Annotated in this window: 17 protein-coding genes; 14 read left to right on the top strand and 3 right to left on the bottom strand. The window is 58.1% G+C overall.

Going from position 1 to position 22,303, the window contains the following annotated elements:
- The first annotated feature begins 2 nt into the window (after positions 1-2).
- From FDK21_RS09485 to FDK21_RS09475, 3 genes are all read left to right on the top strand, one after another.
- On the top strand, positions 3-428 hold the full coding sequence (locus FDK21_RS09485; RefSeq protein WP_138148304.1) for a cupin domain-containing protein: 426 nt from the start codon (positions 3-5) through the stop codon (positions 426-428).
- A 362-nt stretch (positions 429-790) separates the two neighbouring features.
- Entirely contained in the window at positions 791-1,888 is a 1,098-nt protein-coding gene (gene rsgA, locus FDK21_RS09480) for a ribosome small subunit-dependent GTPase A (protein WP_246657536.1), read from the top strand.
- Positions 1,878-2,456 carry an AAA family ATPase gene (locus FDK21_RS09475; protein ID WP_138148303.1) on the top strand — a complete coding sequence of 193 codons (579 nt, stop codon included), beginning with the start codon at positions 1,878-1,880 and terminating at the stop codon, positions 2,454-2,456. Before rsgA ends, FDK21_RS09475 begins: the two co-directional genes overlap by 11 nt.
- 50 nt (positions 2,457-2,506) lie before the next feature.
- Here FDK21_RS09475 and FDK21_RS09470 read toward each other — a convergent pair whose 3' ends face one another.
- Positions 2,507-3,481: a quinone oxidoreductase gene (locus tag FDK21_RS09470; protein ID WP_138148367.1), complete on the bottom strand. Its 975-nt coding sequence runs from the start codon at positions 3,479-3,481 to the stop codon at positions 2,507-2,509.
- 224 nt (positions 3,482-3,705) lie between these two features.
- On the opposite strand from FDK21_RS09470, the gene FDK21_RS09465 reads away from it, so the two are divergent.
- Positions 3,706-6,033, top strand: a complete 2,328-nt coding sequence (locus tag FDK21_RS09465; protein ID WP_138148302.1) for a PAS domain-containing hybrid sensor histidine kinase/response regulator — start codon at positions 3,706-3,708, stop codon at positions 6,031-6,033.
- A 179-nt stretch (positions 6,034-6,212) separates the two neighbouring features.
- Complete coding sequence (locus tag FDK21_RS09460) at positions 6,213-7,184, top strand: GNAT family N-acyltransferase (RefSeq protein WP_246657535.1); 972 nt, start codon at positions 6,213-6,215, stop codon at positions 7,182-7,184.
- A 93-nt stretch (positions 7,185-7,277) separates the two neighbouring features.
- On the opposite strand, the gene FDK21_RS09455 is transcribed toward FDK21_RS09460, so the two are convergent.
- Positions 7,278-9,557, bottom strand: a complete 2,280-nt coding sequence (locus FDK21_RS09455) for an NADP-dependent malic enzyme (RefSeq protein WP_245418336.1) — start codon at positions 9,555-9,557, stop codon at positions 7,278-7,280.
- Between the two features lie 264 nt (positions 9,558-9,821).
- On the opposite strand from FDK21_RS09455, the gene mutS reads away from it, so the two are divergent.
- The 6 genes from mutS to FDK21_RS09425 all read left to right on the top strand — a co-directional run bounded on the left by mutS (position 9,822) and on the right by FDK21_RS09425 (position 19,867).
- Positions 9,822-12,536 carry a DNA mismatch repair protein MutS gene (mutS, locus tag FDK21_RS09450; RefSeq protein WP_138148301.1) on the top strand — a complete coding sequence of 905 codons (2,715 nt, stop codon included), beginning with the start codon at positions 9,822-9,824 and terminating at the stop codon, positions 12,534-12,536.
- Between the two features lie 147 nt (positions 12,537-12,683).
- Positions 12,684-15,512, top strand: coding sequence for a [protein-PII] uridylyltransferase (locus FDK21_RS09445; protein ID WP_138148365.1), 2,829 nt, complete (start codon positions 12,684-12,686; stop codon positions 15,510-15,512).
- 160 nt (positions 15,513-15,672) lie between these two features.
- Positions 15,673-17,229 (top strand): murein biosynthesis integral membrane protein MurJ, encoded by a 1,557-nt coding sequence (gene murJ, locus FDK21_RS09440; RefSeq protein WP_138148300.1) that lies wholly within the window; start codon positions 15,673-15,675, stop codon positions 17,227-17,229.
- 141 nt (positions 17,230-17,370) lie between these two features.
- Positions 17,371-18,450, top strand: coding sequence for a tryptophan--tRNA ligase (gene trpS, locus FDK21_RS09435; protein WP_138148299.1), 1,080 nt, complete (start codon positions 17,371-17,373; stop codon positions 18,448-18,450).
- A gap of 211 nt (positions 18,451-18,661) precedes the next feature.
- Positions 18,662-19,159 (top strand): universal stress protein, encoded by a 498-nt coding sequence (locus FDK21_RS09430; RefSeq protein WP_138148298.1) that lies wholly within the window; start codon positions 18,662-18,664, stop codon positions 19,157-19,159.
- A 150-nt stretch (positions 19,160-19,309) separates the two neighbouring features.
- On the top strand, positions 19,310-19,867 hold the full coding sequence (locus tag FDK21_RS09425; protein ID WP_114008088.1) for a NifU family protein: 558 nt from the start codon (positions 19,310-19,312) through the stop codon (positions 19,865-19,867).
- Positions 19,868-19,984: 117 nt separating this feature from the next.
- On the opposite strand, the gene FDK21_RS09420 is transcribed toward FDK21_RS09425, so the two are convergent.
- On the bottom strand, positions 19,985-20,290 hold the full coding sequence (locus tag FDK21_RS09420) for an SHOCT domain-containing protein (protein WP_138148297.1): 306 nt from the start codon (positions 20,288-20,290) through the stop codon (positions 19,985-19,987).
- A 125-nt stretch (positions 20,291-20,415) separates the two neighbouring features.
- Here FDK21_RS09420 and tsaB point away from each other — a divergent pair, with 125 nt between their 5' ends.
- The 3 genes from tsaB to FDK21_RS09405 all read left to right on the top strand — a co-directional run bounded on the left by tsaB (position 20,416) and on the right by FDK21_RS09405 (position 22,249).
- Positions 20,416-21,120 (top strand): tRNA (adenosine(37)-N6)-threonylcarbamoyltransferase complex dimerization subunit type 1 TsaB, encoded by a 705-nt coding sequence (gene tsaB, locus FDK21_RS09415; protein WP_138148296.1) that lies wholly within the window; start codon positions 20,416-20,418, stop codon positions 21,118-21,120.
- 160 nt (positions 21,121-21,280) lie between these two features.
- A complete protein-coding gene (gene rimI, locus FDK21_RS09410) occupies positions 21,281-21,772 on the top strand; it encodes a ribosomal protein S18-alanine N-acetyltransferase (protein WP_171022014.1) in 492 nt (163 codons plus the stop codon).
- A gap of 45 nt (positions 21,773-21,817) precedes the next feature.
- Positions 21,818-22,249 carry a Fur family transcriptional regulator gene (locus FDK21_RS09405; RefSeq protein ID WP_114008092.1) on the top strand — a complete coding sequence of 144 codons (432 nt, stop codon included), beginning with the start codon at positions 21,818-21,820 and terminating at the stop codon, positions 22,247-22,249.
- Positions 22,250-22,303: the final 54 nt, after the last annotated feature.

The raw sequence follows: 22,303 nt of genomic DNA, 5'->3' as shown, positions 1-22,303 counted from the left end.
GCGTGACCAATGCCAAGGACATCATAGCCGCCCTTGAGATGCAACCGCATCCCGAGGGCGGCTATTTTTCTGAGACCTTCCGGGATGGTGACGGTCCGGAAGGACGCGGCCATTCCACCGCCATCTATTATCTGCTGGAAGCGGGCGACCGGTCCCACTGGCACCGGGTGGATGCCACCGAGATCTGGTTCTGGCATGGGGGCGGGCCCCTGTTGCTGCGGCAATCAGCGGATGGCAAAGGGTCGGAAAGCCGGACATTGGGGCCGAATATTCTGGCCGGTGAACGCCCCCAAATCATCGTGCCGCGCCACCATTGGCAATCGGCTGAAAGCCTTGGGGACTGGACGCTGGTCAGCTGCACGGTCGCGCCGGGTTTCGTATTTGACGGCTTTGAGATGGCATCTCCCGATTGGCAACCGGGCCAATAGAAGCCCGGCTTAACTTCGAGCCGCCCGCAGGACCGTTCCTTGTCCTTCACGCCACAGTGTGTCCCCACCTATAGACGGCAGAATGGTGCATAAGCGGACGGGGCTTGAACGGAACAATCTTGTCAAAAGCCACGCAAGCTGCCTAAGATGCGCTGTCCCGATGGTCATCCATGCCTAAGATCGGCAAACCGTCCGGTCCAACAGATCGACACAGCAACCCAACCCAACAAGGAGGAAGATTATGGATCGCTTAACTTACCTCCGGGCAATGGCTGTCTGATGATAGTCCTGATCTTGCCTGGACCCACCGGCCCTGCCGAAAGGCTTGCGCCGTCGATGATCTTTTACCCATAGGCAAGACAATGATGTCTTTTGAAGACTTTCTGGGCAAGGCACCTGCCCCCAAGGCCGGTCGGAGCTTGTCCGATCTGGGCTTTGGCAGCCATTTCACACGCCAACTCGAACTTGACGAGTTGGAGACTCTGACCCCCTATCGCATCAGTGAAATTCAACGCTCCGTCGTGGTTGGCATGGGGGCAGCAGAGACCCGCACCCTGCGCACACCGCACAAAGTGCCGACCTCGGCCTTTGGTGTCGGGGACTGGGTGCTGGCGGATCATACCGACCAGATCACCCGTCGCCTTGATCCCTATAGTGCGCTCATTCGCCGGGCGGCAGGCACCGATGTGTCTGAACAGATCATGGCGACCAATGTCGACGTGCTGTTCATCGTCACCTCCTGCAATGACGATTTCAATCTGGCGCGTCTGGAGCGGTTTCTGGCGCTGGCCAAGGATGCCGAGGTGGATCCGGTGATCCTGATCACCAAGGTGGATCTATGTGACGAGCCTGACAGCTATCTCGATCAGGCCCGTGGCCTGATGAAGGGACTGGAGGTCATGGGGTTGAATGCCAAGGACGAGCATGCGGTGGAGCAATTGTCGCCCTGGTGTCGCCGAGGCAAGACCATCGCCATGGTCGGCTCCTCCGGTGTTGGCAAAACCACCTTGCTGAACGGTCTGACCGGTCGGGAAGATGCCACCCGGGCCATTCGCGAAGACGATGCCAAGGGGCGGCATACCACCACCTACCGGTCACTGCATCCGACACTCAACGGTGCATGGCTGGTGGATACGCCGGGCATTCGCGCCCTGCGGCTGCATGAAAAAAGCACCGGCATCGAGCAGGTATTCGACGATATTGTTGACCTGGCCAGCCGCTGTAAGTTCAATGATTGCCAGCATGAATCCGAGCCGAAATGCGCGGTTCAGGCGGCCATTGAAGCAGGAGAGCTGGAACCGGAACGGCTCGATCGCTGGCGCAAATTGCAGGCCGAGGACAATCGCAACAGCGAAAGCATCGCTGAAAGCCGCAAACGCACCCGCGCCTTTGGCAAGATGGTGAAATCGGCAATTCAGGAAAGCGAACGGGCCAAGGGACGGCATCGGGATGGCGACTGAGACAGAGACAACACCAAGCCAGATCCTGTTTCTGCATGGTGCGTCTTCCTCAGGCAAATCGACATTGGCAAGGGCGCTGCAAAGCGCCCTTCCTTTGCCTTTCTGGCATATTTCCATCGACCATTTGCGGGATTCCGGCGTTCTGCCCAGCGCCCGCTTCAAGGCTGGCGATTTTGACTGGCGGGCCGCCAAGCCGAAATTTTTCGATGGCTATCACCGCAGCCTCGCCGCCTATGCCGAAGCGGGCAATCATTTGATAGTCGAGCATATTCTTGATCAGGAGGGCATGTTCGAGCAGCTGGTGAAGCTGTTCGCGCCCTTTGATGTCTATTTCGTCGCACTCCATTGTCCGCCCAATCTGCTGGCCGAGCGGGAGCGTTTGCGTGGAGACCGCCCTATTGGCAGCGCGGTCGCCGACTATCACAGCATCCATCAGGGTCGGGACTATGATTTACAGGTCGAGGCCCTTTGGCCGCTTGATCAACAGGTGATTGCGGTGATGGAAAGTTGGGCAACGCAAAAAGGCCCATCGGTGTTTCGACGGGCCTTTCAAATGCGGTCTCAATAGCCAATATGTGGCCAAAATCGGCGATCGTTACGACAACGACATGATTTCCCTTATGGGATCAGGATCAATGATCCGGTGGTCTTGCGGGCTTCGAGATCCGCATGGGCCTTGGCAGCATCGGCCAGCGCATATTCAGTTGGCGGGGTGATCTTGATGCCACCTGAGGCCAATGCCTCAAAGAAATCACCGCTGGCGGCAGCCAGGTCTTCCGGCGTGGAAATGAAATCATAAAGGGTCGGGCGGGTGACCATCAGCGAGCCCTTGGCCCCGAGAATACCAAGATTGACCCCTTCCACCGGCCCAGACGCATTGCCATAGGAAATCAGGAGGCCTCGTGGTCGCAGGCACTCGAGGCCGTCCATGAAGGTATCCTTGCCAACCCCATCAAAGACCACGGGCAGTTTTTCACCACCCGTATAGTCCAGAACCCGTTCCGGAACCGATTCGGTGCGGTAATTGATGACGCAATCGCAGCCCAAGCTCTTGGCCAGTTCGGCTTTTTCCTCTGAACCGACCGTGCCGATGACTTTGGCTCCGAGCGCCTTGAGCCACTGGACCGCCAGGGAGCCGACCCCACCGGCAGCAGCATGAAACAGCACGGTCTCCCCCGCTTTGACCGGATAGATCTGACGGATAAGATATTGCACTGTTAGGCCCTTCAGCAGGGAGGCTGCCGCATCCTTGGAGGAAATCGAGGTGGGCAACAGCACGGCCACCTTTGCGTCGATCACGTGATGGGTGGCATAAGAGCCCATCGCACCGGAGCAATAGGCAACCCGGTCGCCTGCCTTGATATGAGAGACCCCTTCACCGACCGACTGGACAATGCCCGCAGCCTCGCGGCCCAACCCAGAAGGCCATTGTGGGACTGGATAAAGGCCGGAGCGGAAATAGACGTCGATGAAATTGACACCAATGGCATCATGACGGACCAGAATCTGGCCCGGCGCGAGCGCAGGAATGTCCCGTTCGACCAGCTTCATCTGGTCCGGTCCACCGGTGGCTTCGATTTCAATGCGGGACATTGTGCTCATGGCTTCCTCCATTGGCTTCGTGACAGAGCGGTTCACTAACCTATGCAGCCTGACAGAAAATGCAATGGTAGAATCCAGCAGCCGGTCCTTTTCAGACCGTTCGTTCCACTTGCCGCTACGATCAGCAGGCATAGCGGGCCAATTCGCACAACTGGAAAGACTTTGGTCACCGCCTTGTGCTAGAAAGTTCGAAACGTCACCATCGGTAAGAATTCATGCGTGCCCAGCCTTCTCACTCCCGACAGGATCGGCCCAAGCCATCAAGTCGCCTGCGTCCCGTGCTGCTTGCATCTGGCTTTCTGGCGCTGGCCATCGGGGCCTTTGCCTTGACCCTGACGGGTCCTTGGATCTGGCTGGGAGCAAGCCTCTGGGCGCTGGCTGGGATGATATTCATTGTGCATCTGGTCGGCACAGTGGGCAATCCAACACGACAACCGGACAAAGAAGCCCATCTTCAGCAGCAATTGAAGGAAATCGACCTACAATGCGAGCATTTGCAGGACCAGAATTGGGAATTGCGCGAGGCGGAGCAGAAATATCGCACCCTGCTGGATCGGCAGGACGATATCCTGCTGCATCTCGATGACAACGGGCATATTCGCTATGCCAATGATGCTTTTGAGCGGTATTTTGAGGCCAATCTCAGCCATTCACCGTTTCTTCCCGATCCCGCCAGCGGCCAATTGGTGACAGACGAGGGGGATGACCCTCACACCGGGGGACGGCATGAAGGGGAACCCTTATGGGAGCGGCAAATGCCGACCAAACAGGGCGACACCTGGTTCCGCTGGACCGAGACCCTGATGCGCACCAGTTTGCGTCAAGGGGGTGGAGACGGATTGCGCCTGCTGATTGCCCGCGACATCACCGCCTACAAACGGATGGAAGCGGCGAGCGAGGCCAAGTCGCGCTTTCTGGCGACCATCAGTCACGAAATGCGTACCCCGCTGAATGGCATTATCGGCATGGCCAATCTGCTGGATTCGACACCATTGTCTGCCGAGCAAAGCAATTACAATCAGGCTCTGCGTCAATCGGGTACCGCATTGCTGGCGCTGGTCAATGATGTGCTGGATCTGTCGCGGATCGAGGCGGGAAAGCTCACCTTGCGGTCTGAATGGACCTCGCCGGCCCGGCTGATGGAGGACGTGCTGGAGCTGCTGGCCCCGGATGCGCAGGAGAAGGGCTTGTCGGTCGCTTCCTGGGTCGGACAATCGGTGCCCGACAAGATGCTGATCGACCCGGTGCGGGTGCGGCAGATATTGGTCAATCTGCTTGGCAATGCGATCAAGTTCACGAACGAGGGCGCAATCAACCTGTCGCTCGACTGCGAAGGTCCCTTGTTGGACGGGGAGCAGGCAACGCTGCTTTTGTCGGTCCGCGATACCGGCCCCGGCATCAGCGAATCCATGATTTCACGGCTGTTCGAGGAATTCGAGCAGGCGGATCAGTCCACCACCCGCCCCCATGATGGAGCGGGGCTGGGTCTGGCGATTTCCCGGCGTCTGGCCCGGCTGATGGACGGTGATATTGATCTGGTCAGCCGGGTCGGCAAAGGATCCACCTTCACCCTGCGGCTGAAGGGTGACTGGCTGACAGGCGACGAACAGGATGCGGTCACCACGGACACCGGCGATGGTCACCCCCCTGTTGCGCCGCAGGAGGCGGTGTCTCTGCGCGGCCATCAATTGGTCGGCATTGACCTGACACAGGCCGACAGCCGTGCGCTCTATGCCTATTGTCAGGATTGGGGCATCGATTTTCATCCCTTCAGCCTTGAAGACTGGCAGCAAACCGGCACTGACATGACCCCGGACCACCTGCTGATCAATGGGGCCGAGCCGGACAAGGTTGCCTGCATATTGGCAGGATTCGATCCTTTGCGGGGCGGCAGCCTGACACGGCCCTTGCCGCAAAGCCGGATCATCCTGCTGGAGCCGGGAGAGCGGCGTGTCATTCCGCAAATGCGCGACAGTGGCATCACCGCCTATCTGGTCAAGCCAGTGCGGCAAAGCTCGCTATATCAGGCTCTGCTGGGGCATCCTGCCTTGCGGGCCCATCCCGATTTTCCTGACCAAACGGACCAGACCAAACGGACCGACCAGGCTGGAGGGGAAGAGACTCTTGCCCCTCCAGCCGCAGCGGCGCACATATTGTTGGTCGAGGACAATGAAATCAACGCCTTGCTCGCCAGCACGGCGCTGCAAAAGGCTGGCATGACCATTTCCATGGCCAAGTCCGGGGAGGCGGCCCTTGAGCTATATGCCTCGGGGGCACAGTTTGATCTGGCACTGCTTGACCTGCATATGCCGGATATGGATGGCATCACCCTGTTTGATGCGCTTGAATGTCGGGACGCGGCGCTTGGCCGCTCGATCCCAAAACTGGCTTTCACTGCTGACGCGCTGGAGGAAACCCGACAACAATGCCTCAACCATGGCTTTGGCGACTTCATCGTCAAACCCGTCGAGCCGGACACCCTTGTCGAGATCATCCGCAAAAGCCTTGGTCAGGGCGGAAACCGTCACAATTCTGTGCTTTAGGGATGCTATCGCTCCGCGAAAAGCAGCAACAACCAGTTTGCTTGCCTCGGTGACGGACATGGGCGACCATTTTGACACAAATAGTTGCAGACATCCCGAAAACAAGGCACAAATCTGATAGCGAAGCGCCGTCACCGCGAATCAAAAATGAAATGACGGAATGAAGGGGAAACGACCCAATGGCGATGCTGGACAAAGAGCCCTCAGCCTTCCCTAATGGTGCGCAGAATGGCAAATCCTCGTTTATGACGCCCGACTTGCCAAAGAAGATTCTCGCAGCCCTCAGGCGCAATCGCCTGCGTGATGGTCGACCAATCAGCTCGATGCCGATCACGCTGGGACGGGTTGGCTCGCTGGAAATTCGCCTCGCACAGACCGAGGGGGAAATCCGCAAGGCCCAACGCCTGCGTTACAAGGTCTTCTACAAGGAAATGGCGGCCAAGCCCGACAGTCACACCAAATTCACCCGTCGGGATGCGGATGCGTTTGACGCCATTTGCGATCATCTTCTGGTGCTCGATCATGAACCACCAAAGAAGAAGTTCCGACGCCAGGAACCACGTATCGTTGGCACCTATCGCCTGCTGCGACAGGAAATGGCCAATCTCTATGGTGGCTTCTATTCGGCCAACGAGTTCAACATCCAGCCAATTCTTGATGCCCATCCCGAGCATCGTTTTCTGGAGCTTGGCCGTTCCTGCGTGCTGAAGGACTATCGCACCAAACGCACCATTGAACTGCTCTGGCAGGGCATTTGGGCCTATGTCCAGATCCACAAGATCGATGTGATGATCGGCTGCGCTTCCCTGTCCGGAACGGATCCGAAAGAACTGGCCGAGCCGCTGACTTTCCTGTCCAAGGTGGGCAAACCTCCCAAAGACTGGAAAGTGGAAGCCTGGCCGCATATCCGCGTGCCACTGGCTCAGGCAGACCCGGACGCAATCAATGACAAGCAGGCGTTGCGTCAGCTGCCGCCGTTGCTCAAGGCCTATATGCGCATTGGCTGCTACTTTGGTGAAAGCGCCATGGTGGATCACCAGTTTGGCACCACCGATGTCTTCATCATCATGCCTATCGAGAATATCGATCCGAAATATGTGCAGCATTACAGCACATCCCATGTGCAGGATGCGGTTGCGCAACATAACTGAGGGCATGCCTCAATCCGGTGCTACGACACACAAAAGGCCGCTCGAACGAGCGGCCTTTTTTATTTTTGATCTCATGGACCGGTATGCCTGACATCAGGATCCGAGATTGTAGGCGGCAAGGGCTGCCATATTGACAATCTCGACGTCGGTCGCACCAAGCGGCAAGATCTGCACCGGCTTGTCGAGGCCGACCAGCAGCGGACCGAGAAGGGTCGCACCGCCCAACTCCTGCAGCATCTTGGTGGAGATGGAGGCTGCGTGGAAAGCAGGCATGACCAGCACGTTGGCCGGTTCCGACAGACGACAGAACGGATAGGCGGCCATCAAGTCGCCATTCAGAGCGACATCGGCAGCCATTTCTCCATCATACTCAAAATCGACGCGGCGACGATCGAGGATACGCACCGCATCGCGCAGATTGTCCGAGCGCTCCCCTTCCGGATGACCAAAGGTGGAATAGGCCAGCATGGCGACGCGCGGCTCAATGCCGAGCTTGCGGGCAACACCGGAGGCTTCCTCGGCAATGTCGGCCAGCTCTTCAGCGGTCGGCATGTCGTGGACGGCCGTGTCGGTCACCAGCACCGTGCGATCCTTGCAAAGCGCAATCGTCACACCGACCACCCGATGGCCGGGCCGCGGATCAATAACCTTCTGGACATCCTCGAGCACGACGGAATAGTTCCTCGTGACACCGGAGACCATGGCATCGGCATCGCCCATGGCAACGATGGACGCAGCAAAGATGTTGCGGTCACTGTTCACCATGCGCAGACAGTCGCGATAGAGATAGCCCTTGCGCTGCAGGCGACGATAGAGATTGTCGGCATAATCCTCGACGCGGGTCGACAGGCGGGCATTGACCAGTTCGATCCCCGGACGGTTGATTTCGATGCCCGCTTCCTCGGCTCGTCTGCGAATTTTGTCGTCACGCCCGACCAGCACCGCTGTGCCGAGCTCTTCATTGACGAAGGACACCGCTGCGCGGATGACCTGCTCCTCCTCACCCTCGGTGAAGACCACCCGGCGCGGATTGCGGCGCACCCGGCTATAGACGCGCTGGAGCGTGGAGGCGAGCGGGTCCCGACGGGCACTCAATTGCTGGGCATAGGATTGCAGATCGACCAATGGGCGGCGCGCCACACCGCTTTCCATGGCAGCGCGGGCCACCGCTGGTGGAATCGAAGAGATCAACCGCGGATCGAACGGCACCGGAATGATATAGTCCGGGCCAAATTTCGGCCGATTGCCCTGATAGGCGTGAGCGACTTCGTCGGGCACATCCTCACGGGCGAGATCTGCCAAGGCACGGGCAGCGGCGATCTTCATCGCGTCGTTGATTTCGGTCGCCCGCACATCAAGTGCACCGCGGAAGATGTAAGGGAAGCCAAGCACATTGTTGACCTGGTTGGGATAGTCCGAGCGACCGGTGGCGACAATCGCGTCATCGCGCACGGCCTGTACTTCTTCCGGGGTGATTTCCGGATCCGGGTTGGCCATGGCAAAGATGATCGGATTGGGTCCCATGACGGCAACCATCTCCGGCGTCAGCGCGCCCTTGACGGAGACGCCGAAGAAGACGTCGGCCCCTTTCAGGGCCTCTTCCAGAGAGCGGGCATCGGTCTTGACCGCGTGCGCCGACTTCCACTGATTCATGCCTTCCTTGCGGCCCTGATAGATGGGACCCTTGGTATCACACAGAATGACATTTTCGTGGGGCACACCCATCGCCTTGATCAGCTCGATGCAGGCGATGCCAGCGGCACCGGCGCCGTTACAGACCAGCTTGATATCCTTGATGTTGCGGTTGGTCAGGTGCAGCGCGTTGAACAGACCGGCGGCGGCAATGATGGCCGTGCCATGCTGATCGTCATGGAAGACCGGAATATCCATGACTTCCTTCAGCTTCTGTTCGATGATGAAGCATTCCGGCGCCTTGATGTCTTCAAGGTTGATGCCACCGAAGGACGGTCCAAGATGGCGAACCGCTTCGATAAAGACATCCGCGTCCTGAGCATCCACTTCCAGATCGATGGAATCAATGTCGGCGAAGCGCTTGAACAAAACGGCCTTGCCTTCCATCACCGGCTTGGAGGCCAGCGCCCCCAGATTGCCTAGGCCAAGAATTGCAGACCCGTTGGAAATCACGGCCACAAGATTGCCGCGCGCGGTATAGTCAAAGGCGGTTGAGGGATCTTCGGCAATCGCGCGAACGGGGGCCGCCACGCCGGGCGAATAGGCCAGCGACAGATCGCGCTGAGTCGCCATCGGCTTTGAGGCCACGATTTCGATTTTGCCGGGACGGCCTTTTTGGTGAAAAATCAGCGCTTCTTCGTCGGTTACGGAAACGCCTGCCTTTACATTGTCATCACCCACTGTGTACTCCTCCGGTCTTGATGCACCCGTTGTGCAAGCGGGCACTGGTCCTCCCATTTTCGAGATTCTACTTGCAGATTTTCGAAAATAGTATCACTGGCAGTTATGCACATTAACGCGTCATGGCCAACTAACAATCTGGCTATTTGGCCCAGTCTGTGGTCTCGGTCCTTGAGGATTGTTAAGTTGCCGCAATCCGTACAAAACAGAGTCGCCCTGACAACCACATTATTGAAAGCCTCAAACAGGAAGTCCAGTAAGTAGATGTCCGAAGAGACGCACAACAAAGCCGCCAGCGCCGAGACTAGCAAGTCTACCCACAAGCCAACGCCGATGATGGAGCAGTTTCTCGAAATCAAAACGGCCAATCCGGAAAGCCTACTCTTCTATCGCATGGGCGATTTCTATGAGTTGTTCTTTGAGGATGCGGTTGAAGCCTCCAAGGCACTCGGTATTACCCTGACCAAGCGCGGCAAGCATCTGGGTGATGATATCCCGATGTGCGGCGTACCGGTTCATGCGGCCGAAGGCTATCTCGAGCGACTGATTGCCCTTGGCTACAAGGTGGCCGTCTGCGAGCAGACCGAAGATCCGGCAGAAGCCAAGAAGCGCGGGTCAAAATCGGTGGTGCGCCGGGATGTGGTGCGGCTGGTGACGCCGGGCACCCTGACTGAGGACAGTCTGCTGGATGCGTCCAGCTCGAACTATCTGGCAGCCATCGCCCGCGTGAAAAAGGGGGAGGATGGACATCTTTATGGCCTTTCCTGGCTGGAAATGTCGACCGGCGATTATGGCGTTCTGGAGCTTGATCAACTGCGACTGGGGGCCGAACTGGCGCGGCTTGATCCACGCGAGGTGATTGTCGCTGACCATATGCTGGGCGAAGAGGATATCCGGCCGTTGCAGGATATGCTGCGGGCGAGCTTCTCGCCGGTGCCTCGAGCCTTTTTTGACGGGGCGAGCGCCGAACGCCGCCTGCTGGACTATTTTGGCCTGTCGACCCTTGATGGCCATGGGCACTTCGAGCGGGTCGAGCTGATGGCGGCGAGTGCCGTGCTGGCCTATGTCGAGAAGACCCAGTTGGGGGCACGACCGCCCCTGTCGCCGCCGGAGCGGGACTTGTCCAACCGGACCATGTCGATCGATGCGGCCACCCGCGCCAATCTGGAGCTGGTGCGCACCTTGTCCGGCGACAAGAAAGGCAGTCTTCTGTCGGTCATCGACCGGACGGTGACGGGTGGCGGGTCACGCCTCTTGGCGGCGCGCCTTGCTGCCCCTCTGGCGCAACTTGATGAGATCCTGGCGCGACAGGACTCTGTCGCCTGGTGTCTGGAACAGACGGGCCTGAGGGACGACTTGCGCGACGCGCTGAAAGCCACGCCGGATATGCCACGATCCCTGTCCCGTCTGTCGCTTGATCGCGGCGGGCCGCGGGATCTGGGGACCATACGCAGTGGTTTCGGGGCGATTTTCACCATTCTGTCGCAGATCGCCAGCCATGTGGGGGCTGAAGCCCTGCCCACTGAGCTGGCTGAGGCGCGCGAGGCGCTTGGCGCCATGCCGGAAAAGCTGGGTCTGCTCTTGTCCGCAGCTTTGGTCGACGAATTGCCCTTGCAAAAGCGTGATGGCGGCTTCGTTCGTGAAGGCTATGATGCCAGCCTTGATGAATTGCGCGCTTTGCGTGACCAAAGCCGGCGGGTGATTGCCTCCCTGCAGGCCCAGTATGCGGAGCAGACCGGGATCAAGGCACTGAAGGTCAAGCACAACAATGTGCTGGGCTATTTTGTCGAGGTGACCGCCAACCATGCGGACAAGATGATGTCCGAGCCAATCAACAAGTCCTATATCCATCGCCAGACACTGGCCAATGTGGTGCGTTTCACCACCACCGAGCTGGCCGATCTGGAGGCACGGATCGCATCTGCCGGGGCAAAGGCAATCGCCATTGAGCTGTCGATCTTTGAGCGCCTGCGCGATGACATTCTGGCGGCCTCGCCGATGATCCAGCAGGCAGCCCAAGCGCTGGCGGTGCTTGATGTGTCTGCGGCGCTGGCGACCCTTGCGGACGAGCAGAATTATAGCCGCCCGAAAATGGACAATAGCCTTGCCTTTCGGGTGGAACGCGGACGTCATCCGGTGGTTGAACTGGCTTTGGCGCGGGATGGGGGCGAGCAGTTTGTCGCCAATGATTGCGATCTCGGGCCCGATGACAGCCAGCAGAATGGCCGGATTTGGCTGATGACTGGCCCCAACATGGCCGGTAAGTCGACCTTCCTGAGACAAAATGCGCTGATTGCCATTCTGGCCCAGATGGGGGCCTTCGTGCCCGCAGACGAGGCCCATATCGGGCTGATCGACCGGCTGTTTTCCCGTGTGGGTGCTGCGGACGATCTGGCGCGTGGGCGCTCGACCTTCATGGTGGAAATGGTCGAGACCGCAGCCATTCTCAATCAGGCCGGGGAACGGTCCCTTGTCATTCTGGATGAAATTGGCCGTGGCACGGCAACGTTCGATGGCCTGTCCATCGCCTGGGCAACAATCGAAAGCCTGCATGAGGTTAATCGCTCGCGGGCCCTGTTCGCCACCCATTATCATGAATTGACGGTGCTGCATGAGAAGCTCGATCGGCTGATGAATGCCACCGTACGGGTGAAGGAATGGCAGGGAGACGTGGTCTTTCTGCATGAAATCGTGCCCGGCGCTGCAGACCGCTCCTATGGCATTCAGGTGGCCAAGCTTGCCGGTTTGCCCGATACGGTGATCCATCGGGCGCGCGATGTGCTGGAGCATCTGGAAGAAGGGGACCGGCAATCACCCGCCATGACCATTGATGATCTGCCTCTTTTTTCGGCACCTGCCCAAGAAGTGGTCAAGCCTCAGGTGGATGCCTTGCGGGAGCAACTGGAGACCATTGACCCGGACGATCTTAGTCCGCGCGAAGCCCATGAAGCGCTCTATCGGCTGAAAGCCCTCATCTGAGGGGATCTGACGTCCAGATCAAGGCTCCTTGCGGCTGGGAGCCTTGACGATGGTGCACGGGCGGCGCACATTGGCGCAAGACTTGCTTGACTGCACAGCTCGAAGAGAAGCGTGCAAAACCAGCCCCGCTCCGAGCCCTGTTCGGACATGCCCGCTGAAGACAAAGCCAATAAAGAGAAGGCCAAGACCATGACAGTCTCCCCCCAAAATGACGGTTTGATCGACAGTGAGGCCGCGCGCGCGCAAATGGAACAGATCGTCGCCGATGGCGGGGGAAATGCAGCCGATTTCAAGGTCCGGGGGCAAATTCTGCTGCTGCTGAAAGATATCCTCCAGACCGGCCGTCAACGCGCCGAGCAGCTTCTGAGCGAAGACGGGATGGGGATCTATTGCGCCATCCGCCTGTCCTATCTGGAAGACGAGATCATTCGGTTGATTTATCGCTTTGCGATTGAACGGGTGTTTCCGGTGGAAAATCCATCTTCGTCCGAACGGTTGGCCATTGCTGCGGTGGGAGGCTATGGTCGCTCGACGCTGGCGCCCCATTCCGATATCGATTTGCTGTTTCTGCTGCCCTACAAGCAGACCCCCTGGGGGGAAAGCGTCGTTGAATATATCCTCTATATGCTGTGGGATCTGGGCCAGAAGGTCGGCCATGCGACGCGGACACTGGAAGAATGTGTCCGGCTGGCCAAGTCGGACATCACCATCCGCACCGCAATGCTGGAAGCCCGCTATCTGGATGGCGAGAAGGCCCTGTTCGATGAGCTGATCGAGAAGTTTGACAAGTCCGTGATGCGCGGCACCAGTGCCGAATTCATCGCCGCCAAACTGGCCGAGCGGGATGCCCGCCATGATCAGCAGGGCGATTCGCGCTACATGGTCGAGCCCAATATCAAAGAGGGCAAAGGCGGGCTTCGGGACATCCATACCTTGTTCTGGATCGGCCAATATGCCTATCGGGTGCGTCGGGCCCGCCACCTGATTGAGGCCGGGGTCTTCACCGATGAGGAATATCGCCGCTTTCGCAAGGTCAACAATCACCTCTGGACCGTTCGTTGCCATTTGCACTTCGTCGCCAACCGACCCGAGGAACGGGTGTCGTTCGACGTCCAGCGGGAGTTGGCCGAGCGGATGGGCTACAAGAGCCATCCGGGCCAGAGTGCGGTCGAGCGCTTCATGAAGCACTATTTTCTGGTGGTCAAGGAAGTGGGGGAAATCACCCGCATCTTCTGTGCCGCTCTGGAAGAGGACTTTGGCAAGCAGGCGCCGGGCATCAACCGCTTCTTCGCAGCCATTCCCTTTCGTCGTCGCAAGATCCGCGATGCCCACGGCTTTATCGTGGATCATGGCCGCCTGTCCGTGGTCGGTGAAGAGGTCTTCAAGGACAATCCGGTCAATATGCTGAGGATCTTCGAGCTAGCGGACCGGGAGAATCTCTCCTTCCACCCTGATGCAATGCATGCGATTCGCCACAATTTGCGACTGATCGATCAGGACTTGCGCACCAACAAGGAAGCCAATGCAATCTTCCTGCGGATCCTGACCTCGCGCGGCGACCCGGAAAATGTCCTCCGGCGGATGACCGAGGCCGGGGTTCTGGGGCGTTTCATCCCTGAATTCGGGCGCATCGTGGCGATGATGCAATTCAACATGTATCACCATTATACGGTCGATGAACATTTGCTGCGTGCGGTCGGCATCCTGTCGGAAATCGAGAAGCAACGGCTGAATGACGAGCATCCACTGGCCAGCGAGCTGGTCCCCAACATCTATGACCGTGTGGTGCTTTATGTCGCGGTGTTCCTGCATGACATTGCCAAAGGCCGCCCGGAAAGCCACTCGCCCGCCGGAGCACGCGTGGCACAAGAGCTGTGCCCCCGTCTGGGGCTGAATGAAGAGCAGACCGAACAGGTGGCATGGCTGGTGATGGAACATCTGACCATGAGCCAGGTCTCCCAATCCCGAGATTTGGCGGATCGCAAGACAATCCTCGATTTCTGCAACGTCGTTCAGACAATGGAGCAGATGCGGATGCTGCTGATCCTGACCGTCGTCGACATCAAGGCCGTCGGTCCGGGCGTCTGGAACGGCTGGAAAGGCCAGTTGCTGCGCACGCTCTATTCCGAAGCCGAGCCGATCCTGACCGGAGGTCATTCGCAGCAAAGCCGTGATGCGCGGGAAGCCCGTGCCAAGGAAAAACTGCGTCACCGGATGGAAAGCCGGGATCCTGCGACCATCGAGGCCTATCTCAATCTGCATTACTCGGCCTATTGGCTTCGCACCGACGCGGACAGCGCCGCAGAGCATGCGGACCTGATCCTGAAGGCTGACGCAAATGGGGACAAGGTGGCCACTGCCATCAAAACTTACGAGTTCGAGGGCATCACCGAAATCACCATTCTGGCACCGGACCATCCGCGTCTGTTGTCGATGATTGCCGGGGCCTGTTCAGCCGCCGGAGCCAACATCGTCGATGCAATGGTCTTTACCACCACCGACGGGCGGGCGCTGGATACGATCCTGCTCGAACGGGAGTTTGAAGAGGACCGGGATGAGCGTCGCCGCGCCAACCGGGTGGTTGATCTTCTGGTTCAGGTCTTGAAGGGCGAAACCCGCCTGCCGCCCTTGGTCAGCCAGAAGGAAAGCCACAAGAATCGCTTCCAGACCTTCCGGCCACGCAAGAAGGTGACGGTCAACAATGACCTGTCCAACCAGTCGACCGTGATCGAGGTGGAGGGTTTGGACCGTCCGGGCCTGTTGTCGGCGCTGACCCGCACCCTGTCGGCGCTCAATCTCGACATCCAGTCGGCTCATATCACCACCTTTGGGGAGCGCGTGGTCGATGCCTTCTATGTCACCGACCTGACGGGAGCGAAAATCACCAACCCGGACCGGCGATTGATGATCGAAACCCAGATGCGCGAAGCGCTGACGGGTGAGGCAGACCCGAAAAATCCGGTCCAGCCACGTTAAGCTGTCAAGAGAGGCTCTTTCTCACTGAAAGAGCCTGAATATTGCCATCCTTGCGCGAAAGCTTCGCAGAAGCCGATTGATCCCGCCCGTCAACAGCGATAAGTCAGTCGTGGTCGGATGCGATTGCATGTTCGACACTCTGCGGAAGGAAGGGCACCCCATGTCCATGCTTAAGAATTTTGCCACCGTCGGTGTGGCGACGCTTGCCAGTCGCGTGCTTGGTTTCGCGCGCGATATCCTGATGGCAGCCAGTCTGGGGTCCGGACCGGTGGCCGACGCCTTTTTTGTCGCCTTCCGTTTGCCCAACCTGTTCCGGCGCCTGTTTGCCGAAGGGGCCTTCAATTCTGCCTTCGTGCCGATCTTTGCCGGGTCTCTGGAGACCGATGGCGAGACGGGTGCCCGCAAGGTGGCCGAGGAAATTCTCGCCGGTCTGCTGTTCGTGCTGCTGATTTTTAGCGCCTTGGCTGAGCTGGCGATGCCGCTGATGATCCACTTGCTGGCGCCGGGCTTTCAGGAAGATCCATCCAAGTTTGATCTTGCCGTGGTGCTGACACGGATCACCTTTCCCTATTTGCTCTGCATGTCGGTGATTGCCTTCCTGTCCGGCATTCTCAATTCGCTGGGTAAGTTTGCCGTGGCTGCCTTCGCACCCGTGCTGCTCAATGTGGTGCTGATTTCGACGCTGGTGCTCGTGCTCGTGAGCGGGGCGGACAACAGCCCACTTGCCGGCCACTTTCTGGCCTGGGGCGTGTTCGTGGCCGGTTTCGTACAGCTGGCAGCCCTGATTTGGGCGACGCGTCGCGCAGGCTTTCCCGTGCGCTTGAAGCGCCCACGCCACACGGACAATACCCGCAAGCTGATCCACCTTGGCATTCCGGGCATTGTGGCGGGTGGCGTCACCCAGCTCAATATCATGATCGGCACGATCATTGCCTCCTTTCAGGCGGGGGCGGTGTCCTATCTCTATTATGCGGATCGGATTTATCAATTGCCGCTCGGCGTGGTCGGCATTGCCATTGGTGTGGTGCTGCTGCCGGACCTGACGCGCCGGGTGCGGGCCGGGGATCAGGCCTCTGTTGATCAGGCGCAGAACAGGGCGATGGAATTTGCCATGTTCCTGACCTTGCCAGCCGCTGTGGCCTTGGCCGTGGTGCCCGGACCAATCATCGCGGTTTTGTTCGAGCGGGGGCAGTTTACCGCTCAGGATACCCAAATGACCGCATGGGCGCTGGCAGCCTTTGCGCTCGGGTTGCCTGCTTTTGTGCTCAACAAGGTTTTGTCTCCGGGCTTTTTTGCGCGGGAAGACACCAAGACGCCGATGCAATTTGCTGCCATCGCCATGGTGATCAATGTTGGCGGCTCGCTGTTGCTGTTTCCGTTCCTTCAACATGTGGGCATAGCGGTGGCGACCTCTTTGTCAGGCTGGGTCAATGCGCTGTTGCTTTGGTATGTTTTGTGGCGGCGGGGCAATTTCCATGCGGACCGGCTGCTGATGCGCCGCTTGGCTCTGTTCCTCTTTTCGGCCCTGTTGATGGGAGCGGGTATCTGGCTGCTGCTGGGCTGGCTGACACCTTTCCTTGCCGCCGAGCTGCTGGTCAGCCGTATAATCGGGCTTTCCCTGCTGGTGGGGGCTGGCATGATGCTGTTCCTTGGGGCGACCTTGCTCACCGGGGCCTTTTCGCTTGCTGAACTGAAGGCGCGGCTGCGCCGTCGCTAAACCTGTCTGACTGTTTGGCTTTCTGGCAAAAATCTGGCGAATCAACTTGCATATGGGGCAGGCTTGTTCGATAACCCCCTTCTAATCTCAACCCTCCCCCTTGCGCTTCCACCCGCTTGGGCAACATCATGAGGCAAAGTTATGGCCAATTTCGAGCCACGCGTTTTCTCCGGCATCCAGCCATCGGGCAATCTGCATCTGGGCAACTATCTGGGTGCGATCACCAAATTTGTCGATCTGCAATCTTCCTACAATTGCGTTTTTTGTGTTGTCGACATGCATGCCATCACCGTCTGGCAAGACCCCGAAGGGCTGCTGCGCCGCACCCGTGAAGTGACGGCAGGCTTTCTTGCATCGGGCATCGACCCTGAAAAGAATATCGTCTTCAACCAAAGCCAGGTCGCGGCCCATGCCCAACTGGCTTGGGTGTTCAATTGCGTGGCCCGGATGGGGTGGCTCAATCGCATGACCCAGTTCAAGGACAAGGCAGGCAAGAACCGTGAGAATGTGTCCTCAGGTCTGTTTGCCTATCCGAACCTGATGTCTGCCGACATTCTCGTCTACAAGGCGACCCATGTGCCAGTTGGCGAGGACCAGAAGCAGCATCTGGAACTGGCCCGTGACACGGCGCAGAAGTTCAACATTGACTATGCCGAGCGCATCGCGTCGCTGGGATATGGTGTCGAGAATATCGGCCGTGATGTGACGACCGATCCCGAACTGGTTTTCTTCCCGCAGCCAGAACCACTGATTGGCGGCCCGGCTCCGCGTGTGATGTCCCTGCGTGATGGCTCGAAGAAAATGTCGTCGTCCGACGCCTCGGACAAGGCCCGCATCAACATGACCGACGATGCAGACACGATCGCACTGAAGATCCGCAAAGCAAAGACGGACCCCGAAGCGTTGCCTAGCGAAGTTGAGGGTCTTGAAGGTCGGCCGGAAGCCTCCAATCTGGTTGGCATCTATGCTGCCCTGTCCGGCAAGGCAAAAGCCGACGTGCTGGCCGAGCATGGGGGCTCTGAATTCTCGAAGTTCAAGCCAGCCCTGATCGAGCTGTCCGTCGACAAGCTGTCGCCGATCACCAACGAAATGCGCCGTCTGATGGATGATGAAGCCTATATTGACGGGGTTCTGTGCAAGGGGGCCGAACGAGCCGCCGCCATTGCCAACCCAGTCCTCGATCAGGTCAAGGATATTGTTGGCTTCGTCCGCAAGCGCTGAAGCGAATCACAATGGCTTTTGACATTGTGGAACGGCAGAGATGCATAATTCACAACAAACCCGGCGGACCGTCTGCCGGGTTTTCTTTTGGCTGCCGCTTGTCCAATCCACCTTTGCGCCGCTGCGTTGATACGTTGCAACTGTCCCGCATACCTGAACTGGCACATGGAAGCTCTTGCTCAATGGGGCGCGGCATGGCAGGCTCTTTTCCATGATTATCAAACGCACAATTCATGACGAAGGTCACTTTCGGAAATTTCTCGTTGTCGTTGACGATACCGAGGAATGCGATCGCGCCATCACCTATGCGGCCCATCGGGCGTCGGCGACCGGTGGTGGGTTGACCATGATGGTTTCCATCGAGCCGACCCATTTTCAGCATTGGCTCGGGGTGAAGGAAATCATGCATGCCGAGGCGCATGATGCGGCGCAGGATCGGCTTGAACGCTTCAAGGAGCGGGTCGAGAAGACCATTTCGGTTCCGATTGAATGCGTTATTCGCGAGGGCAAGGTGGCCGAACAAATTGTTCAGCTGATCGACGAAGACAAGGATATCGGTATTCTCGTGCTGGCCTCGGCCGTGGGCTCGAGCGAAGGTCCCGGCCCGCTGGTCGCATCCATTTCCAGTCAGTCCGGCAACAGCTTCCCCATTCCGGTGACCATCGTGCCGGGCAATCTGGGGGATGAGGACATCAAGGCCCTGTGCTGAGCCCTTTGGGTTTGACCCTTGGCTCTGATTGTCCCCGCTTTTCATCTTGATCTTTGTCGCAGAAGCGTTATCTGACATAGTAAAGGCAGAAATGTGCATATCGCGGCTGAGAGAACAGCCTCTCGCGCGATGGCTTGAAAAGGATCACATATGTTCATTCAGACAGAAGCAACCCCCAATCCCGCGACCCTGAAATTCCTTCCGGGCAAGGTTGTGCTGGAAGATGGCACAATGGATTTCCGTTCGGCAGCAGAAGCCGAGCAGTCGCCTCTGGCGGAAAAACTCTTCACCATTGACGGGGTTGAAGGGGTTTTCTTCGGATTTGACTTCGTTTCCATCACCAAGGGCGACACCGACTGGCAGCATATCAAGCCGGCCATTCTGGGTGCGATCATGGAACATTTCATGTCCGGCGCATCCATCGTCAAGCAGAGCAGCGAGACCGGTTCTGTGGGCGAGGATTTCGATGAAGAGGACGCGGAAACCGTCGCGACCATCAAGGAATTGCTGGAGACCCGTGTGCGTCCGGCCGTGGCTCAGGATGGCGGTGACATCACCTTCCACGGCTTCCGGGATGGTGTGGTCTTCCTGCAGATGCGTGGCGCCTGCGCTGGTTGCCCGTCTTCGACGGCAACCCTGAAGCATGGCATCGAGAATCTGCTGCGTCATTTCTTGCCAGACGTTCAGGAAGTGCGCGCGGTGCAATAAGCCGACGCGCGACCCGTAAAGACATGCAAAAGCCGCCGCTGGAGATATCCGGCGGCGGCTTTTTTTGTTGCCTACGCTTTGCACGATGTCCCTGCCCCCACAGGGATCCGAACCCGGTCAACCGGGAGCGGAACCGATCAGTTCGGTCTTCTTGCGAGAAAATTCCGCTTCGGAAATGATGCCTTCCTTATGCAGATCACTCAGCTTGCGCAACTCGTCGGCGACATCGGTTTTCGCTGGAGCTACAAACTGAATGCCCGGACTTGTCGCCGTTTTTCCCGGCACGATCAGAGCGATGATCAGGCCGACAATCGGACTCAGTACCAGAGAAACCAAAAAATAGAGAATGAAGGAATTGCCCTTCCCACTGGCGACGAAACCGGGGATCAGGGCAAAGAGCAACCAGAGCACCACCAAAATCATTTTGACCTCGACCAATTCTTACCTATCAATTCAACACTTATTGCATTTATTTTTATTTTATGCAACCTCAAGTTTATTTCGATTAATCGATTGACAAAATCGCCGCAATTGGGGAAAGGACAGCCATGACCCAATTGCCTGAAATTTGCCTCGCGCTCGATACCGCTCTTGATGCCTGTTCCGTTGGCCTTGCCATCCGGGAGGGCGGCAAGACACGCCTTGTTGGCCGCTCGCTGGTGCTTGGGCGCGGCCATGCGGAACATTTGATGACCGAGCTTGGCCATTTGCTGGCCGACGCTGATCTGACCTATCAGGATCTCACCCGGCTGGCGGTGACGGTTGGACCGGGCAGTTTCACCGGCCTCAGGGTCGGGTTGGCGACAGCGCGATCGCTGGCGCTGGCGCTCGATATCCCGCTGGTCGGGGCTTCGACCCTCGAAGCGTTGGCGCTTACGGCCATGCCGGAGACAAAGAAGCCACTGGCAGTGCTGGTCGATGCACGACGCAATCAGGTCTATGGTCAGCTGTTTGCCATGAAGGCGCACAGGCCGCATCCCCTGACAGAAGCCGCTGCGCTGAGCGCTGAAGACTTTGCCGCGCTGTGCATCGACCATCAGGTGGCGGGTTTGATCGGATCAGGTGCCGCTCTGGTCAAGGAAGAGGATCGACAGCTGGCTGCCCTGCCCATTGCCGCGGCAACGGCACCGGACATGCGCGAGCTTGCCCGTTGGGCATTGGATCAGCCAGAGCCCCGGACCAGCCCCGCCCCGCTCTATTTGAGAGGACCGGATGCCAAACCGCAAGCAGCCAAGGCCATTGCCAGACGCTGACCCCCTTTGGATTGCCTTTCCTTTTGCCGCTGGTCTTTTTCCACCCAACGCACATCTTCGACAATAGACCATCTGGTCCTGCAACCCGATAGATGGAACGATGACTTGTTTCGGGAGAGAATCAAACAGTGGATGTGGCAGTGGATTTGGGAGGCACATGGTGTTTTTTTCGAAGAAAGCCTCTTCGATCGTCGAAGAGGCAAGTATGGAGGATCTGTCGAACCTGACAGATATCCACCGCCGGTCCTTCACCCATAGCTGGAACGAAGGCGACTTTCAGAAATTGTTGCAGGACGAAACCGTTCAGACGCTGGTACTCAAGCGCTCCTCCCTGCTGGCCAAGGAACAGGTGGTGGGCTTTGTTCTGGTGCGTATCGTGGTGGATGAGGCCGAGATCCTGACCATTGCAGTGGACCCGGATAGTCGCAAATCGGGTGCAGGCCGTATGCTGATGGAGGAAGTCTTGCGCCGTCTTTATCGAGATCGGATTGCAAAACTCTTTCTTGAGGTGGACGCGACCAACAAACCTGCGCTATCTCTGTATCAATCACTGGGCTTTCGGAAGGTTGGCGAACGCAAGGGATATTATCGCACTGCGTCCGACGCCGCTTCTCTGGCCTGGATCATGCAGATCGACGTCGCCGGATCCTGAGCATCCGTCAGGCGACCCCGGAAAGAAGTGTGGGGATTCATCGCAATGGCATTGACCAAGAAAACAAAAATTGAGGATCTGTGCACCGATGCGGGCATGCGCATGACGGAGCAGCGCCGGATCATTGCGCGCGTTCTTGATGATGCTGAAGATCATCCCGATGTCGAGGAGCTGTATCGGCGCGCCTCGCGGATTGATGGCAACATTTCCATTTCCACGGTCTATCGAACCGTCAAGCTGTTCGAGGATGCAGGCATCATTGAACGCCACGATTTCCGTGATGGCCGATCACGTTATGAGACCATCAATGAAGAACATCACGACCATCTGATTGATCTGAGAAGCGGCAATGTCATCGAATTCCGTGACGAGGAAATTGAACGGCTGCAAGTCGAGGTCGCCCGTCGTCTGGGCTTCAAGCTGGTCGATCATCGACTGGAACTCTACGGCATTCCACTCGATGACAAGGATAACTGATCCGCAACGGCACGGGATCCGGGGCGTGCCACGTGTATATGCATAACAGTTCGG

Origin of the sequence: Cohaesibacter sp. CAU 1516, assembly GCF_005771485.1 — a bacterium.
Lineage (GTDB): Bacteria > Pseudomonadota > Alphaproteobacteria > Rhizobiales > Cohaesibacteraceae > Cohaesibacter > Cohaesibacter intestini.
This window is presented reverse-complemented; position numbering and strand designations above follow the sequence as displayed.

Coding starts and splice junctions, on each gene's coding strand:
- FDK21_RS09430 (WP_138148298.1), top strand. CDS start 18,662: ATGATTATCAAACGCACAATTCATGACGAAGGTCACTTTCGGAAATTT.
- FDK21_RS09460 (WP_246657535.1), top strand. CDS start 6,213: ATGGCGATGCTGGACAAAGAGCCCTCAGCCTTCCCTAATGGTGCGCAG.
- rsgA (WP_246657536.1), top strand. CDS start 791: ATGATGTCTTTTGAAGACTTTCTGGGCAAGGCACCTGCCCCCAAGGCC.
- FDK21_RS09470 (WP_138148367.1), bottom strand. CDS start 3,481: ATGTCCCGCATTGAAATCGAAGCCACCGGTGGACCGGACCAGATGAAG.
- FDK21_RS09425 (WP_114008088.1), top strand. CDS start 19,310: ATGTTCATTCAGACAGAAGCAACCCCCAATCCCGCGACCCTGAAATTC.
- murJ (WP_138148300.1), top strand. CDS start 15,673: ATGTCCATGCTTAAGAATTTTGCCACCGTCGGTGTGGCGACGCTTGCC.
- FDK21_RS09420 (WP_138148297.1), bottom strand. CDS start 20,290: ATGATTTTGGTGGTGCTCTGGTTGCTCTTTGCCCTGATCCCCGGTTTC.
- trpS (WP_138148299.1), top strand. CDS start 17,371: ATGGCCAATTTCGAGCCACGCGTTTTCTCCGGCATCCAGCCATCGGGC.
- FDK21_RS09465 (WP_138148302.1), top strand. CDS start 3,706: ATGCGTGCCCAGCCTTCTCACTCCCGACAGGATCGGCCCAAGCCATCA.
- FDK21_RS09405 (WP_114008092.1), top strand. CDS start 21,818: ATGGCATTGACCAAGAAAACAAAAATTGAGGATCTGTGCACCGATGCG.
- mutS (WP_138148301.1), top strand. CDS start 9,822: ATGTCCGAAGAGACGCACAACAAAGCCGCCAGCGCCGAGACTAGCAAG.
- FDK21_RS09475 (WP_138148303.1), top strand. CDS start 1,878: ATGGCGACTGAGACAGAGACAACACCAAGCCAGATCCTGTTTCTGCAT.
- FDK21_RS09445 (WP_138148365.1), top strand. CDS start 12,684: ATGCCCGCTGAAGACAAAGCCAATAAAGAGAAGGCCAAGACCATGACA.
- tsaB (WP_138148296.1), top strand. CDS start 20,416: ATGACCCAATTGCCTGAAATTTGCCTCGCGCTCGATACCGCTCTTGAT.